This window comes from Microbacterium sp. 4NA327F11, assembly GCF_005503465.1.
GTDB classification, from domain to species: Bacteria; Actinomycetota; Actinomycetes; order Actinomycetales; family Microbacteriaceae; genus Microbacterium; species Microbacterium ginsengisoli.
In genome coordinates, this window is the sequence record NZ_SCOB01000006.1 from 35,502 (window position 1) to 49,247 (window position 13,746).

The window sequence follows — 13,746 nt, forward strand, 5'->3', positions numbered from 1 at the left end:
GGGGTGACCCTCGCCTTCCACCGGGCCGCCGTGCGCGACATCCCTGCCGAGACCCTCTACCGTCTGCTCTGGCTGCGGGTCGCCGTGTTCGTCGTCGAGCAGGAGGCCGCCTACCCCGAGCTCGACGGCCGCGACATCGAGCCCGGTGCCGAGCTGCTGTGGGCCGAGGAGGACGGCGACGTGCTCGCCACCCTGCGACTGCTCGCCGACGGCGAGGCCGGTCCCGCCCGCATCGGCCGGGTCGCGACCGCGCCGCCCGCCCGCGGCAGGGGGCTCGCCGCGGACCTCATGCGCATGGCCGTCGACCGCGCGGGCGAGCGGTGGCCGGGCCGCGACATCGTGCTCGACGCGCAGGAGCACCTCGCCGGCTGGTACGCGCGGTTCGGCTTCGAGATCAGCGGCCCGGGGTTCGTCGAGGACGACATTCCGCACGTGCCGATGCGCCGCGCGGCATCCGTCTGACCCGGTTCAGCGCGGCGCGCCGGCCGCCCGCACGGGGATGAGCAGTGCGAGGCCCACGAGCAGCACCAGCACGATGCCGAGGATGCCCCACACCTGCGCGCCGCCGATCGTGACGAACAGGCCGAACGCGGTCGGTGCGAGGAACACGGCCGCGCGGCCCGTCGTCGCGTAGAGCCCGAACACCTGCCCCTCGCGCCCCGGTGGGATGAGCCGGGCGAGGTAGGTGCGCGACGCCGACTGCGCCGGGCCGACGAACAGGCACAGGATGAGGCCGAAGATCCAGAAGATCGTCTGCCCGCCGCCGTGGAACACGAACACCGCCAGTCCGCTGATCACGAGACCCACAAGCGAGGTCAGGATGAGCGGCTTGGGCCCGAACCGGTCGTCGAGGGCACCGCTCGCGATGGTCGCGACTCCGGCGACGACGTTCGCCGCGATCGCGAAGATGATGACCTGCCCGGGCGTGAAGCCGAAGGTGCCGGCGGCGAGCACGCCGCCGAACGTGAAGACGCCGGTGAGGCCGTCGCGGAAGATCGCGCTCGCGAACAGGAAGTACACCGTCTGGCGGCTGTGCGTCCACAGATCCCGGATGCTGCGGAACAGCACGCCGTACGACGCGAAGAACCCGACCCGCGGCGCCTCCGGGTCGAGCGGCCGGTTCTCGGGCACCGCGAACAGCACCGGAAGGGCCGAGAGCGCCATCCACACGGCGGCGATCAGCATCGACACGCGCACGGCGAGGCCGTCCTCGCCCGTCACGCCGAACAGGCCCACGTCGGGCTCGATGAAGCCGAAGTAGAGGATCAGCAGCAGCACGATGCCGCCGATGTATCCCATCCCCCACCCGAAGCCCGACACCTTCCCGACGGTGCGGGGCGTGGAGATCTGGGCGAGCATCGCGTTGTAGTTGACGCTCGCCAGCTCGAAGAACACCGTGCCGATCGCGAGCAGCGCGAGACCGAACCACAGGTAGGCGGGCGACGGGTGCACGAAGAACATGAGCGCGAGGGTCAGGACGACGACCGCGGTGTTGATCGCGAGCCAGCGCTTGCGGTGGGCCGAGGCATCCGATCGCTGCCCGGTGACCGGCGCGATCAGCAGCACGACGATGCCGGCGATCGCGAGCGCCCACGAGAGCGCCGCGGAGTTCGCCGTCTTGTCTCCGAAGCTCGAACCCGTGACGTAGACCGTGAACACGAAGGTCGTCGCGACCGCGTTGAACGCCGCCGACCCCCAGTCCCACAGCGCCCAGGCGAACACGCGGCCGCGCCGCGTGCGGGCGTCGAGGGACGAGACGGATGCCGCGGCTCCGGCGCCTGCGGGCGCGGCGGCCGGGGGCTCGAGTGATGCCATGAGCACACGCTATTGCCGGTGCGTGAACGAACGGTAGCGTTCGTTTCCGCAGGGCGATGCTGACGGGGGCGGGCCGGCCGTCCCCCCGGCCGGCCCGCCGGTCACAGCGAGGGGCGGGTGGCCTCCTCGAGCAGCTCCACCACGTGACGGTAGTCGCGTCCGGTGGCCCGCGTCATCCCGATCTCACAGGTGCGGTTGCACGAGGCGTGCAGGTCGGCGCCGATCGCGCGCACCTCGGCGGCCTCGGCGGCGGTCGCCGACGCGGTGAGCTCGGGGTGCAGCATGCCGCGGTCGCCGGCGAAGGCGCAGCATCCCCAGGCATCCGGCACGGTGACGGTCTCGGCGACCGCCTCGCCGAGCGCGCGCAGCGCGTCGTTCAGACCCATCTGCGTCGACGAGCAGGTGGGGTGCAGCACGAGGGAGGTCGCCACCGGCGACACCTCGCCCAGCCGCGGCAGCACCTCGCGCGCGGTGAAGGCGACGACGTCCTCGGTGCGCACGGCGACGCCCTGGTCGTCGAAGATGTGCGCGAAGCCCTCGGTGCAGCTGGCGGCGTCGCTGAGCACGAGCAGCTCGCCGTCGCGGCTCGCCTCGCGCACGATGCGGGATACCCGCTCGGCCATGACGGCCCGGCCCGCCGTGTAGCCCTTCGAGGTCCAGGGGGTGCTGCAGCACATCGACTCGATGCCCGTCGGCACGAGCACGCGCAGCCCGGCGCGCTCGAGCAGGCGCGCGAACGCCTCGGTGACCCCGAGGCCGTCGCCGCCGAACATGCTGTTCACGCACGCCGGCAGGTAGACGGCGACCGGCTCGCCCGATCCGGCACCCAGCTCCCCCTCGCGGCGACGACGTCCCGGCCCGCCGCCGGGGAGGTCGGCGGAGTACTCCGGCACGGTGTCGGCACCGAGCAGCGCCCGGCCGACGGATGTCGCGCCCCGCACGGCGCCGGCGGGCGCCCGGTCGGCGAGGGTGAGCGCGACCGATCCTGCCCGGGTCACCGGACCCCACGCCTGCGCGGCGGCCTTCCACCCGGCGGCCAGCACCGGATTCTGCTCCTCGCGTCGCAGCCGCTTCACGAGCGCGCCGGTGTTGATGAGCACCGGGCACGCGGTCAGGCACATGCCGTCGACCGCGCAGGTGTCGACGCCCGCGTAGTCGTAGTCCCGCTCCAGCTCGCGCGCGAGCTGCTCGTCACCCGCCACTCGCGCGCGGGCGATCGCGCGTCGCGTGACGATGCGCTGGCGCGGGGTGAGGGTGACGTCCCTGCTCGGGCACACCGGCTCGCAGTAGCCGCATTCCACGCACCGGTCGGCCTCCTCCTCGATGGGCTCGGCCAGCTTGATGTCGCGCACGTGCGCGGTCGGGTCGTCGTCGATGATGACCCCGGGGTTCAGGATCCCCCGCGGATCGCACAGCGCCTTCAGCGCGCGCATCACGTCGTAGAGCTCGTCGCCATACTGCCGGCGCACGTAGGGCGCCATGGCCCGGCCGGTGCCGTGCTCCGCCTTGAGGTTGCCGCCGGCGTCGAGCACGACGTCGACCATCGCCTCGGTGAATCCGGTGAGGCGCCCGAGGGCGGCATCGCCCTCGAAGCGGTCGGTGAGCATGAAGTGGATGTTGCCGTCCTTCGCGTGACCGAAGATCACGCTGTCGCGGTAGTCGTAGCGGGTGAACAGCTCCTGCAGCGACTCGCAGGTGGCGGCGAGGGAGGGCACCGGCACGACGATGTCCTCGAGCAGCGCGGTCGTGCCCGAGGGGCGCGCGCCCGCGACGGTCGTGTAGAGGCCCTTGCGCAGCTTCCACGCCGTGGCGCGCTCGCCGGCATCGGTCGACAGGCGCGCGGGCGCGAGCAGCGGCAGCTCGCCGAGCAGCCGCGCCCCGGCCGCCGTGAGCTCGGCGAGCCGGTCGTCGTCGTCGGCCTGGTACTCGACCAGCAGGGCGGCCTCGCCGGCGACCTCGAAGCCGCGGATCGCGGCGGGCGCATCCGCGAAGGACTGCCCCACGCGGATGCTGGTGGCATCCATCAGCTCGAGGGTCGCCGCTCCCGTCTCGAGCAGGCCCGGCAGGGCTCGGGTCGCGTCGTCGAGCGTCGGGAAGACGGTGAGCGCCGTCGCGATGCGCGAGTGGATCGGCACCGTGCGGTAGACCGCCTCGGCGACGAAGGCGAGCGTCCCCTCGCTGCCGATGATCAGGTGCGCGAGCAGCTGCGCCGGGCTCTCGAAGTCGAGGAACGCGTTGATGCCGTAGCCCATCGTGTTCTTCATCGCGAACTGCCGCTCGATGAGCGCGACCGAGGCGGGGTTGCTGCGCACCCGTCGCTGCAGCGCGCGCAGCCCCTCGACGAGGTCGGGCTCGCTGTCGGCCAGGTGCCGGTCGGCGTCGGGGTCGGCTGTGTCGACGATCGTGCCGGAGGGCAGCACGAAGGTCATCGACTCGAGCGTGCGGTAGGTGTTCTCGGTGATGCCGCAGGCCATGCCGCTGGAGTTGTTGGCGATGACGCCGCCGATCGTGCACGCCGCCTCGCTCGCCGGGTCGGGCCCGAGCCGGAAGCCGTGCCGCATGAGCCGGGCGTTGACCTGCCGCACGGTCGCTCCCGGCTGCACGCGCACGCGGCGTCCCCCGTCGAGCACCTCGATGTCGCGGAAGCCGCGGCGGGTGTCGATCAGGATGTCGTCGGTCGCCGCCTGCCCCGAGAGGCTCGTGCCGCCCGAGCGGAAGGTGACGTGCGCGCCGCCGGCGCCTGCGGCGGCCATGACGGCGGCGACCTCGCCGGCGCTCTCCGCTGTCACGACCGCCCGCGGGGTCAGCAGGTAGTGGGACGCGTCGCTCGCGTACGCGACGCGGTCGATCGCGCGGGTCGTGACGGTGGATGCCGCGGCCAGCGCGTCGTGAAGCGGAACGGGGAGGCCCGCCCCCTCCCGTGCGCCGCGATCGGCACGGGAGGGGGCGGGAGCGTGTGCGGTCATGGTCAGGGAACCATCCATCCGAGGATCGGGGTCGACTGCAGGAAGACGAACACGGTGAACACGGCAAGCAGGCCGAGGCTCCACCAGATGAGCCGGCGGAACAGATCGCCCTCCTTGCCGGTCATCGAGGCGGCGGCTGCCGCGACGGCGAGGTTCTGCGGCGAGAGCATCTTGCCGAGCACACCCGCCGACGAATTGGTCGCGGCCATGAGCACGGGGCTGAGGTCGGCCTGCTTCGCCGCGGTGGCCTGCAGAAGTCCGAACAGCGCGTTCGAGGAGGTGTCGGAGCCGGTGATCGTGACTCCGAGCCATCCGATCACGGGCGAGAGCAGTGCGAAGAAGCCGCCCGTCGCCGCCAGGGCGTGCCCGAGGCTCTGCGTCTGGCCCGAGAAGTTCATGACGTAGGCGAGGGCGAGCACGGCGACGACGGTGACGATCGTGAATCGCAGCTGGTGGATCGTGGCGCCGTACGCCCGCACGGCGCGCCGAGCGGAGACCCGGTAGACGATCGCCACGATGATGCCCGAGACCAGCAGCACGGTGCCGCCGGTGCTGGCCCAGGGGAGCTTGACCACGGTCGAGACCGCCTTGCCCGAGGCATCCGTGATCGTGAGGCCCGGCCACGGGAAGACGAGCGTCGCCGACTTCGCGAGGAACTGCGACACGGCCGGGATCTGGGTGATCGAGAAGAGGGCGACGATCACGACGTAGGGCAGCACGGCGAGCCAGGTGAGGGCGGCCTTCGAGCGGGTGGCGGTGTCGATGCGCGTCGCCTCGGGCACCGTGACCACGGCCGTGGCCGTGCGGCCCGACGGTGTCGGGATCGCCCGCGAGACGGTGGGGACACCGGCTGCTCCGCCGTCGTCGGTCGCGACGACGCCCGCGGGCGTCCAGAAGCGGAGCATGATCAGCACGGCCGTGACCGAGACGATCGAGGCGACGACGTCGGTGATCTCGACGGTGATGAAGTTCGAGGTGACGAACTGGGCGAGGCCGAACGAGACGCCCGCCACGAGGGCGATCGGCCAGGTCTGCCGAAGCCCGCGGCGTCCGTCGACGAGGAACACGAGGATCAGCGGCACGACGGCGGCGAGCACCGGCGTCTGTCGGCCCGCCATCTGGGCGAGCGTGTGCACGTCGATGCCGGTGACGCCGGAGAGCGCGATGATCGGCGCACCGATCGCGCCGAAGGCGACGGGTGCGGTGTTGGCGATCAGCGACACGATCGCGGCCTTCAGCGGCTTCATACCGGCGGCGATCAGCATCGCGATCGAGATGGCCACGGGGGCGCCGAAGCCGGCCAGGGACTCGAGGAGGGCGCCGAAGCAGAACGCGATGATGATCGCGAGGATGCGCTGGTCGTCGCTGATCGCGCGGATGCGCTCGCCGAGCACCTCGAACCAGCCGGTGATGACGGTGAGCCGGTAGATCCAGAGGGCGTTCACGAGGATCCACAGGATCGGGATGACGCCGTAGACGGCGCCGTCCGCCGCCGCGTTGAGCGCCTGCAGGGCGGGCATCTGCCAGACGGCGATCGCGAGGACGAGGGCGAGGACGAGGCCGGTGAGTGCGGCCTTCCATGCCTTCACCCGGAACACCCCGAGCAGCACGAACACGGTGGCGAGGGGGATGACGGCGGCGACCGCCGACAGCACGAGCGACCCGAACACGGGGTCGAGGATCTGATGGAACACGAGCGGAGCTCCTCTTTGAGTCTCTGACGTCTGAACAGGCGACCACTCGCGGTGCGGTCCTTCCGCAGTGATTGTTAGACAAGTGCACATGTAAGTCAAGTGCTCGATAAGGAGTTCCCAGGAATAGACTCGCGCCGTGGTCACCAGAGTCGCCGTCGTCTCGGTGATCGACGCCGTCACCGACGACCTGCGCACCCGCGTCCTCTCCGGCGAGCTCGAGCCCGAGGCGGCCCTCGCCGAGGTGGATGTCGCCGACACCTACGAGGTCGCCCGACCCACCGCGAAGGCCGCGATCGAGAACCTCGTGCGCGAGCGCCTGCTCGTGCGCAGCGCCCACAAGACCGCACGCGTCGTGCGGCTCTCCCCCGACGACGCGCGCGACATCTATCGCACGCGGGCGATCATCGAGGCCGAGGCGCTCCGCGCCCTCGCGCACACCCGCCGCGTGCCCGACGACGCGCGCGCCGCGAACGCCGAGATCGCCGCGCTCGACGACGCGTCGCCGCGCGACGTGGTCGACCCCGACATGCGCTTCCACCGCAGCCTCATCGACGCGCTCGGCAGCGAGCGTACGAGCCGGGTGTACGCCTCGCTCGCCTCCGAGGTCGTCTTCTGCATGTCGCAGGTGCAGGGGGCGTCGCTGCTGCCGACCGCACTGATCGCCGACGAGCACGAGCGGTTGCTCGCCCTCATCGAGGCGGGTGACGGGGATGCCGCGGCCGCCCTGCTGCGCGAGCATCTCGCCCGCGCGCGCGAGCGCCTCGTCGAGCGTCTGGGCGGCGAGCCCGGTCCCGAGGCGCGCAGCTGACGCTCGCCCAAACTTGAGCCAACTCATATCAAGTTGTGTTTGACGTCGTCGCGGCGTCGGCGTACCCTTGAGTCATCGCGACTCAACCCCGTTGATCGCGAGACGACGTGAACACCGGCGGATGGCGACATCCGCCCCTCTGAAGGAGAGACACATGCCCCGTGCAGTGGGAATCGACCTCGGGACGACCAACTCGGTCGTCTCTGTCCTCGAGGGTGGCGAGCCGAAGGTCATCGCCAACGCCGAGGGCTTCCGCACGACCCCCTCGGTCGTCGCATTCACCAAGGACGGCGAGGTGCTCGTCGGCGAGACCGCGAAGCGCCAGGCCGTCACCAACGTCGACCGCACCATCACCTCGGTCAAGCGCCACATGGGCACCGACTGGAAGACGCAGGCGATCGACGGCAAGGCCTACACGCCGCAGGAGGTGTCGGCGCGCATCCTGCAGAAGCTGAAGCGCGACGCCGAGCAGTACCTCGGCGACTCGGTCTCGGACGCGGTCATCACCGTGCCCGCCTACTTCAACGACGCCGAGCGCCAGGCCACGAAGGAGGCCGGTGAGATCGCGGGCCTCAACGTGCTGCGCATCATCAACGAGCCGACCGCCGCGGCCCTCGCCTACGGCCTCGACAAGGGCAAGGAGGACGAGCTCATCCTCGTCTTCGACCTCGGTGGCGGCACGTTCGACGTGTCCCTGCTCGAGGTGGGCAAGGACGACGACTTCTCCACCATCCAGGTGCGCGCCACTGCCGGCGACAACCGGCTCGGCGGCGACGACTGGGACCAGCGGGTCGTCGACTACCTGATCAAGCAGTTCAAGGACACCACCGGCGTGGATGTCTCGGGCGACAAGATCGCGCTGCAGCGCCTCAAGGAGGCCGCGGAGCAGGCCAAGAAGGAGCTGTCGAGCTCGAACTCGACCAGCGTCAACCTGCCCTACCTCTCGCTCACCGACTCGGGCCCCGTGTCGCTGTCGGAGACGCTCTCGCGCGCCAAGTTCGAGGACCTCACGAAGGACCTCCTCGACCGCACCAAGAAGCCGTTCACCGACGTCATCGCCGAGGCCGGCATCAAGGTCGAGGACATCGACCACGTCGTGCTCGTCGGCGGATCGACCCGCATGCCCCAGGTCACCGAGCTCGTCAAGAAGCTCACCGGCGGCCAGGAGCCCAACAAGGGCGTGAACCCGGACGAGGTCGTCGCCGTCGGCGCCGCCCTGCAGGCCGGTGTCCTCAAGGGTGAGCGCAAGGACGTGCTGCTCATCGACGTCACTCCCCTGAGCCTCGGCATCGAGACCAAGGGCGGCATCATGACCAAGCTCATCGAGCGCAACACGGCCATCCCGACCAAGCGCAGCGAGACCTTCACCACCGCCGACGACAACCAGCCGTCGGTGGCGATCCAGGTCTTCCAGGGTGAGCGCGAGTTCACCCGCGACAACAAGCCGCTCGGCACCTTCGAGCTCACCGGCATCGCGCCGGCTCCGCGCGGCATCCCGCAGATCGAGGTCACCTTCGACATCGACGCCAACGGCATCGTGCACGTGTCCGCGAAGGACAAGGGCACCGGCAAGGAGCAGTCGATGACGATCACCGGCGGCTCGTCGCTGCCGAAGGACGACATCGAGCGCATGGTGCGCGAGGCCGAGGAGCACGCCGCCGAGGACAAGAAGCGTCGCGAGTCGGCCGAGGTGCGCAACCAGGCCGAGACGCTCTCGTACTCGATCGAGAAGCTCATCGCCGAGAACGCCGAGAAGCTGCCCGCCGAGGTCAAGGACAGCGTGCAGGCCGACGTCGACGCGCTGAAGGCGGCCCTCGCCGGCGAGGACGACGACGCGGTGAAGGCGGCGTTCGACACCCTCAACCAGAGCCAGGGCAAGCTCGGCGAGGCGATCTACCAGGCCTCGCAGGCCGCCGGTGAGACCGCCGACCCGACGGCCACCGACGCCGGCAACGGCGAGGTGCCCAACCCCGACGAAGACGTCATCGACGCCGAGGTGGTCGACGACGAGGACGAGAAGAAGTAAGACGGACACATGACTGAGAACAACGTCGACCGGCCGGAAGGCGACGACGAGGTTCAGCCCGACCGGACGGAGTCGGAGGCGCAGGCCTCCGACTCCGTCGCGGACGAGGCGGAGCTGACGATCGACGACATCCTGAACGCCGTGCAGTCCGATGAGGCCGCGGTGGCCGAGGCATCCGCCGAAGACCACGACCTGCTGCTCGACCTCAAGCGCGTGCAGGCGGAGTACGCCAACTACCGCCGGCGCACCGAGGAGCAGCGCGAGACCGAGATCGAGCGCGCCAAGGGATCGGTCGCGAAGGGCTTGTTGCCCGTGCTCGACGACCTCGACCGCGCCGAGAAGCACGGTGATCTCGCCGAGGGCACCCCCTTCGCGCAGATCGCCGAGAAGCTGCGCGGCGTCGCCGAGCGCATCGGCCTCGTCACCTACGGCGCGGCGGGCGAGGTGTTCGACCCGCAGCAGCACGAGGCGATCTTCCAGCAGCCGACCCCCGGCGCGACCGAGACGACGGTCCTCGAGGTCGTCGAGGTGGGTTACCGCCTCGGCTCGATCGAGCTGCGACCCGCCAAGGTCGTCGTCGCCGTTCCGGCGGAGTAGGAGGCACAGGTGGCGAGCCAGGACTGGTTCGACAAGGACTTCTACGCCGTGCTCGGCGTCTCGAAGGACGTGTCGGAGGCCGATCTCAAGAAGACGTACCGCAAGCTCGCGCGCCAGTACCACCCCGACTCGAACCAGGGCGATGCGAAGGCGGAGGCCAAGTTCAAGGAGGTCAGCGAGGCGTACGCCGTGCTGAGCGACCCGGAGCAGCGCGCCGAGTACGACCAGATCCGCGCGATGGGGTCGGGTGCCCGCTTCACCGCGGGCGGCGCCGGCGCCGGCGGCTTCGAGGACGTGTTCTCGATGTTCGGCCAGGGCCGCGGCGCCCCCCGGGGCGGTGCGGGCGGGTTCGACGACTTCTACAGCGTCTTCAACCAGCCCGGCGGCGGCTTCGGCACCGGGTCGTTCGGCCGTTCGTCGGGCGGGTTCCGCGGTTTCGGCGGTCCGACCCGAGGGGCGGATGTCACGGCCCGCACGACGCTCGACTTCGTCACCGCCGCGGCGGGCGACACCATCACCCTGCAGGGTGAGGACGGTGCGCCGTTCAAGGTGAAGATCCCCGCGGGCGTCGCCGACGGCCAGAAGATCCGGCTGCGCGGCCGCGGCCGCCCGTCGCCCGACGGCGGCGAGGCGGGTGACATCGTCGTGCAGGTCACCGTGCGGCCGCATCCGGTCTTCACCCGCGATGGGCTGAACCTGCGCCTCTCGGTGCCGGTGACGTTCACCGAGGCGGCGCTCGGCGCGACGATCGAGGTGCCGACGCTCGGTGGCGAGATCGTGAAGCTGCGGGTCGCGCCCGGCACCCCGTCGGGGCGCGTGCTGCGCGTCAAGGGCCGCGGCATCACGACCGCGAAGGGCACCGGCGACCTGCTCGCCGAGGTGCAGATCGCGGTTCCCGCCCACCTGGATGACGACGCCCGTGCGGCGCTCGAACGCTTCCGCGAGTTCGAGCCGAAGGAGAACCCGCGCGCAGATCTGGTGGCGAAGGCCCGGTCATGAGCGAGCAGATCGACGAGGATGCCCCGATCTTCGCGATCGCGACGGCTGCCGAACTGAGCGGCATGCACCCTCAGACGCTGCGCCAGTACGACCGGCTCGGCCTCGTCGTGCCCGACCGCACCAAGGGCGGGTCGCGGCGCTACTCGCTGCGTCACGTCGAGCAGCTGCGCGAGGTCGCGCGCCTGTCGGCCGACGGCATGAGCCTGCCGGCGATCGCGCGCATCGTGTCACTCGAGAACCGCGTGCGCGACCTCACGCTGCGGGTGCGCGACCTCGAACAGGCGCTGCGCGCCGAGCTCGACAAGCGCGCCCGGGTCTTCGCGGCCGGCTCCACCGGCTCAGTCGTCACGATCCGCCAGGGCACGCGCGTGCGCCGCGCGACCGACGTCGTGATCTGGCGCCCGCGCCGGGAGCTGCCCCACCGCGACGACGAACGGGACTGACCCTCGCACCCGCAGGGGTGCGATGCTCAGCCGAGTGCGGCGTAGGCGCGGGTGACGTAGTCGATCGAGCGATCGGAGCCGATGACGCTCGCCGCCATGCGGTTCATGACGTACGCGAAGGTCATGCGCCGGTCGAGGTCGCAGATGACGAGCGAGCCGCCCCATCCGCCCCAGAAGGCGATGCGGTGATCGCCCGGCAGCCACGGAGTCGACACCGGGTGCGGCAGCGCCCACCCGAGCCCGAACCGCAACGGCAGCCGCAGCACCAGATCGGTGCTGTCGGTGGGGTGCGCGAACACCGCGTCGACCACCGCCGGTGACAGCAGGCGGGTGCCCTCGACGAGGCCGCCCTGCGCGAGCATCTGGTTCATGCGCGCGAGCGCGCGGGCGTTGCCGGTTCCGCCGGCCCCGCCGATGCCGGCGGCCCGCCACTCCCGCGTCCAGCTGTCCCGCGCCCCGAGGATCGGCCCGCTGTATGCCCGGGTCGCGATCGACCCCGGCTCGGGCCGTGACGCCGGGTCGCGCGGCACGCGCGGCGGCGGCACGACGAGGCTCACGCGGTTCTCCTCGCTCTCGGGCAGCCCCAGCCAGAAGTCCGCGCCGAGCGGGTCGGCGAGCTCCTCCGCGACGAACCGGCCGAGAGGGCGCCCGTCGATGCGCCGCACGACCTCACCGATCAGGTGGCCGAAGCACACGAGTGCGTAGCCGGACTGCGAGGTGCCCGGGGCGAACCAGGGTTCCTGGGCCGCGAGGCGGGCGGCCGCGGCATCCTGATCGAGGATGTCCGACACCGTCACCGGCTGCTCCCAGGCGGGCACACCGGCCGTGTGGTCGAGCAGTTGCCGCACCGTGATGTGCGCCTTACCGGCCGCCGCGAACTCGGGCCAGTAGCGCGCCACCGGGGCGGCGAGGTCGAGCCGGCCGCGCTCGACGAGCTGCAGCGCCGCGAGGGCGGTGACGGTCTTCGAGTTCGACCAGGTGTTCGTGATCGTGTCGGCGCCCCACGGCACCGTGCCGGCGGGGTCGGACCAGCCGCCCCAGAGGTCGACGACCACCTCGTCGTCGACGATGACGCACAGCGAGCCGCCGAGCTCCTCGCCGGAAGCCAGGTTGCGGGCGAAGGCGTCCCGCACGCCGGCGAAGGATGCCGCCGCGAACCCGTCGATCTCGCCGGGAGGTGCTGCGGGGGTTCCGGCGGTGTCGCTCACCCGGTCAGTCTTCCACGCCTCCGGCGGCGACCCGGTGCTGCAGCTGGGCGATCAGGTCGAGCTTGTCGAGCACCGGCTCTGGGATGACGAACGGGTAGAGGTCGTGCTTGCCCATCGCGCGGTTCATCATGTTCAGTGCGGTGGCCAGCGGCATCCAGATGAGCCTCACGACCTCGCTGAACCGCGGTGCCGAGCGGATGTCGCCGACCGCTGCGAGCGCGTAGGCGCGGGCCGTCTCGACACTGTCGCAGATGTGGAGGAAGTGCGCCCACGTCTCAGCGAAGTCCTCGAAGGGGTGCATGGTCGCGTAGGCGGAGATGAACGAGGCCTCCCACCCGGCAGGCGCACCGTCGGCGTAGTGACGGTCGAGGGCCTCGCCGTAGTCGATGCGCTCATCGCCGAACAGCTCGCGAGAGCGGGCGACGAGGTCGTCGTCCCGCAGGAACCGCCACTGGATGTAGTGCCCGACCTCGTGCCGCAGGTGCCCGAGCATCGTGCGGTAGGTCTCGCCGAGCTGCGCGCGCACGCTCTCGCGGTGCGCGTCGTCGGCCTCGGCCAGGTCGATCGTGACGACCCCGTCGTCGTGCCCCGTGACCACCGGCGCCGTCTCGCTCGAGAGCAGGTCGAAGCAGAGCCCGTCGATCACGTCCGCGCTCTTCGGCACCACCGGCACCCCGAGGCGGTCGAGCTCGAACACGAGGTAGCGCTTCGCGCGCTCGGCGTCCACGAGGTAGGCCAGGCCCGCGGCATCCGCATCGTTCGGACGCGTGCGCGTCAGATCGCATGCCGCGCACTGCCCGCCCTCGAGAGGGGCGAGCCAGGTGCATCCGGTGAGCGCGAGGTTGCGGCACACGTGCCAGACGAGCCCCGCCGCGTCGACGTAGCGGCCCGCCGCGTCGACGGGCACGATGTCGGCCTCGCCGCGGGAGAAGCCGAGGCCCGTGCCGCAGGTCACGCAGACAGAGTTCTCGAAGAACAGACGGGAGCCGCACACGCGGCAGGCGAAGGCCTTCACGCGACGATGGTGTCACATCCGGATGCCGCGGCCCGGGGCTTGCGCCCGGCCGCCGTCTGCGGCAGCCCGTCGCCCTGTGCCGTGGCTGCTGCCCCTTTCCGCGCCGGGAGGCACGTTGCGCGGCGCGGCGCGCGTGGCTGCCGCCGCTCTCCGCGCCGGAAGGCACGTTGCGCGG

General features: G+C 71.3%; 11 protein-coding genes. 6 read left to right on the forward strand and 5 right to left on the reverse strand.

Features of this window, described 5'->3' with window-relative positions; all coding sequences use genetic code 11:
- Nucleotides 1-3 precede the first annotated feature (3 nt).
- Nucleotides 4-462 carry a GNAT family N-acetyltransferase gene (locus FFS51_RS05530; RefSeq protein ID WP_056206653.1) on the forward strand — a complete coding sequence of 153 codons (459 nt, stop codon included), beginning with the start codon at nucleotides 4-6 and terminating at the stop codon, nucleotides 460-462.
- Nucleotides 463-468: 6 nt separating this feature from the next.
- Here the strand turns inward: FFS51_RS05530 and FFS51_RS05535 are convergent, their stop codons facing one another.
- From FFS51_RS05535 to FFS51_RS05545, 3 genes are all read right to left on the reverse strand, one after another.
- Complete coding sequence (locus FFS51_RS05535; RefSeq protein WP_056518988.1) at nucleotides 469-1,815, reverse strand: MFS transporter; 1,347 nt, start codon at nucleotides 1,813-1,815, stop codon at nucleotides 469-471.
- A gap of 101 nt (nucleotides 1,816-1,916) precedes the next feature.
- Nucleotides 1,917-4,781, reverse strand: a complete 2,865-nt coding sequence (locus tag FFS51_RS05540) for an FAD-binding and (Fe-S)-binding domain-containing protein (protein ID WP_082486292.1) — start codon at nucleotides 4,779-4,781, stop codon at nucleotides 1,917-1,919.
- Nucleotides 4,782-4,783: 2 nt separating this feature from the next.
- The gene (locus FFS51_RS05545) at nucleotides 4,784-6,475 is read right to left on the reverse strand and encodes an L-lactate permease (RefSeq protein WP_056206651.1); all 1,692 of its coding nucleotides are present in this window, start codon (nucleotides 6,473-6,475) and stop codon (nucleotides 4,784-4,786) included.
- Between the two features lie 136 nt (nucleotides 6,476-6,611).
- Here FFS51_RS05545 and FFS51_RS05550 point away from each other — a divergent pair, with 136 nt between their 5' ends.
- The 5 genes from FFS51_RS05550 to FFS51_RS05570 all read left to right on the forward strand — a co-directional run bounded on the left by FFS51_RS05550 (nucleotide 6,612) and on the right by FFS51_RS05570 (nucleotide 11,348).
- Nucleotides 6,612-7,283 (forward strand): GntR family transcriptional regulator, encoded by a 672-nt coding sequence (locus tag FFS51_RS05550; protein WP_056518960.1) that lies wholly within the window; start codon nucleotides 6,612-6,614, stop codon nucleotides 7,281-7,283.
- A gap of 154 nt (nucleotides 7,284-7,437) precedes the next feature.
- Nucleotides 7,438-9,309, forward strand: coding sequence for a molecular chaperone DnaK (gene dnaK / locus FFS51_RS05555; protein ID WP_056206649.1), 1,872 nt, complete (start codon nucleotides 7,438-7,440; stop codon nucleotides 9,307-9,309).
- A gap of 9 nt (nucleotides 9,310-9,318) precedes the next feature.
- The gene (locus tag FFS51_RS05560; protein WP_056518958.1) at nucleotides 9,319-9,906 is read left to right on the forward strand and encodes a nucleotide exchange factor GrpE; all 588 of its coding nucleotides are present in this window, start codon (nucleotides 9,319-9,321) and stop codon (nucleotides 9,904-9,906) included.
- A 9-nt stretch (nucleotides 9,907-9,915) separates the two neighbouring features.
- Complete coding sequence (locus FFS51_RS05565) at nucleotides 9,916-10,905, forward strand: DnaJ C-terminal domain-containing protein (protein ID WP_045246711.1); 990 nt, start codon at nucleotides 9,916-9,918, stop codon at nucleotides 10,903-10,905.
- The gene (locus tag FFS51_RS05570; RefSeq protein WP_045246710.1) at nucleotides 10,902-11,348 is read left to right on the forward strand and encodes a heat shock protein transcriptional repressor HspR; all 447 of its coding nucleotides are present in this window, start codon (nucleotides 10,902-10,904) and stop codon (nucleotides 11,346-11,348) included. The genes FFS51_RS05565 and FFS51_RS05570 overlap by 4 nt, the downstream gene beginning before the upstream one ends.
- Nucleotides 11,349-11,374: 26 nt before the next feature.
- Here FFS51_RS05570 and FFS51_RS05575 read toward each other — a convergent pair whose 3' ends face one another.
- Together FFS51_RS05575 and FFS51_RS05580 are read right to left on the reverse strand one after the other, a co-directional pair.
- The gene (locus FFS51_RS05575) at nucleotides 11,375-12,556 is read right to left on the reverse strand and encodes a serine hydrolase domain-containing protein (RefSeq protein ID WP_200930839.1); all 1,182 of its coding nucleotides are present in this window, start codon (nucleotides 12,554-12,556) and stop codon (nucleotides 11,375-11,377) included.
- A gap of 4 nt (nucleotides 12,557-12,560) precedes the next feature.
- Nucleotides 12,561-13,571 (reverse strand): zinc-binding metallopeptidase family protein, encoded by a 1,011-nt coding sequence (locus FFS51_RS05580; RefSeq protein WP_137877752.1) that lies wholly within the window; start codon nucleotides 13,569-13,571, stop codon nucleotides 12,561-12,563.
- Nucleotides 13,572-13,746: the final 175 nt, after the last annotated feature.

Bases quoted from the DNA above. Each gene is read 5' to 3' on its own strand.
- FFS51_RS05535 (WP_056518988.1), bottom strand. From the start codon at position 1,815: ATGGCATCACTCGAGCCCCCGGCCGCCGCGCCCGCAGGCGCCGGAGCC.
- FFS51_RS05540 (WP_082486292.1), bottom strand. From the start codon at position 4,781: ATGACCGCACACGCTCCCGCCCCCTCCCGTGCCGATCGCGGCGCACGG.
- dnaK (WP_056206649.1), top strand. From the start codon at position 7,438: ATGCCCCGTGCAGTGGGAATCGACCTCGGGACGACCAACTCGGTCGTC.
- FFS51_RS05560 (WP_056518958.1), top strand. From the start codon at position 9,319: ATGACTGAGAACAACGTCGACCGGCCGGAAGGCGACGACGAGGTTCAG.
- FFS51_RS05570 (WP_045246710.1), top strand. From the start codon at position 10,902: ATGAGCGAGCAGATCGACGAGGATGCCCCGATCTTCGCGATCGCGACG.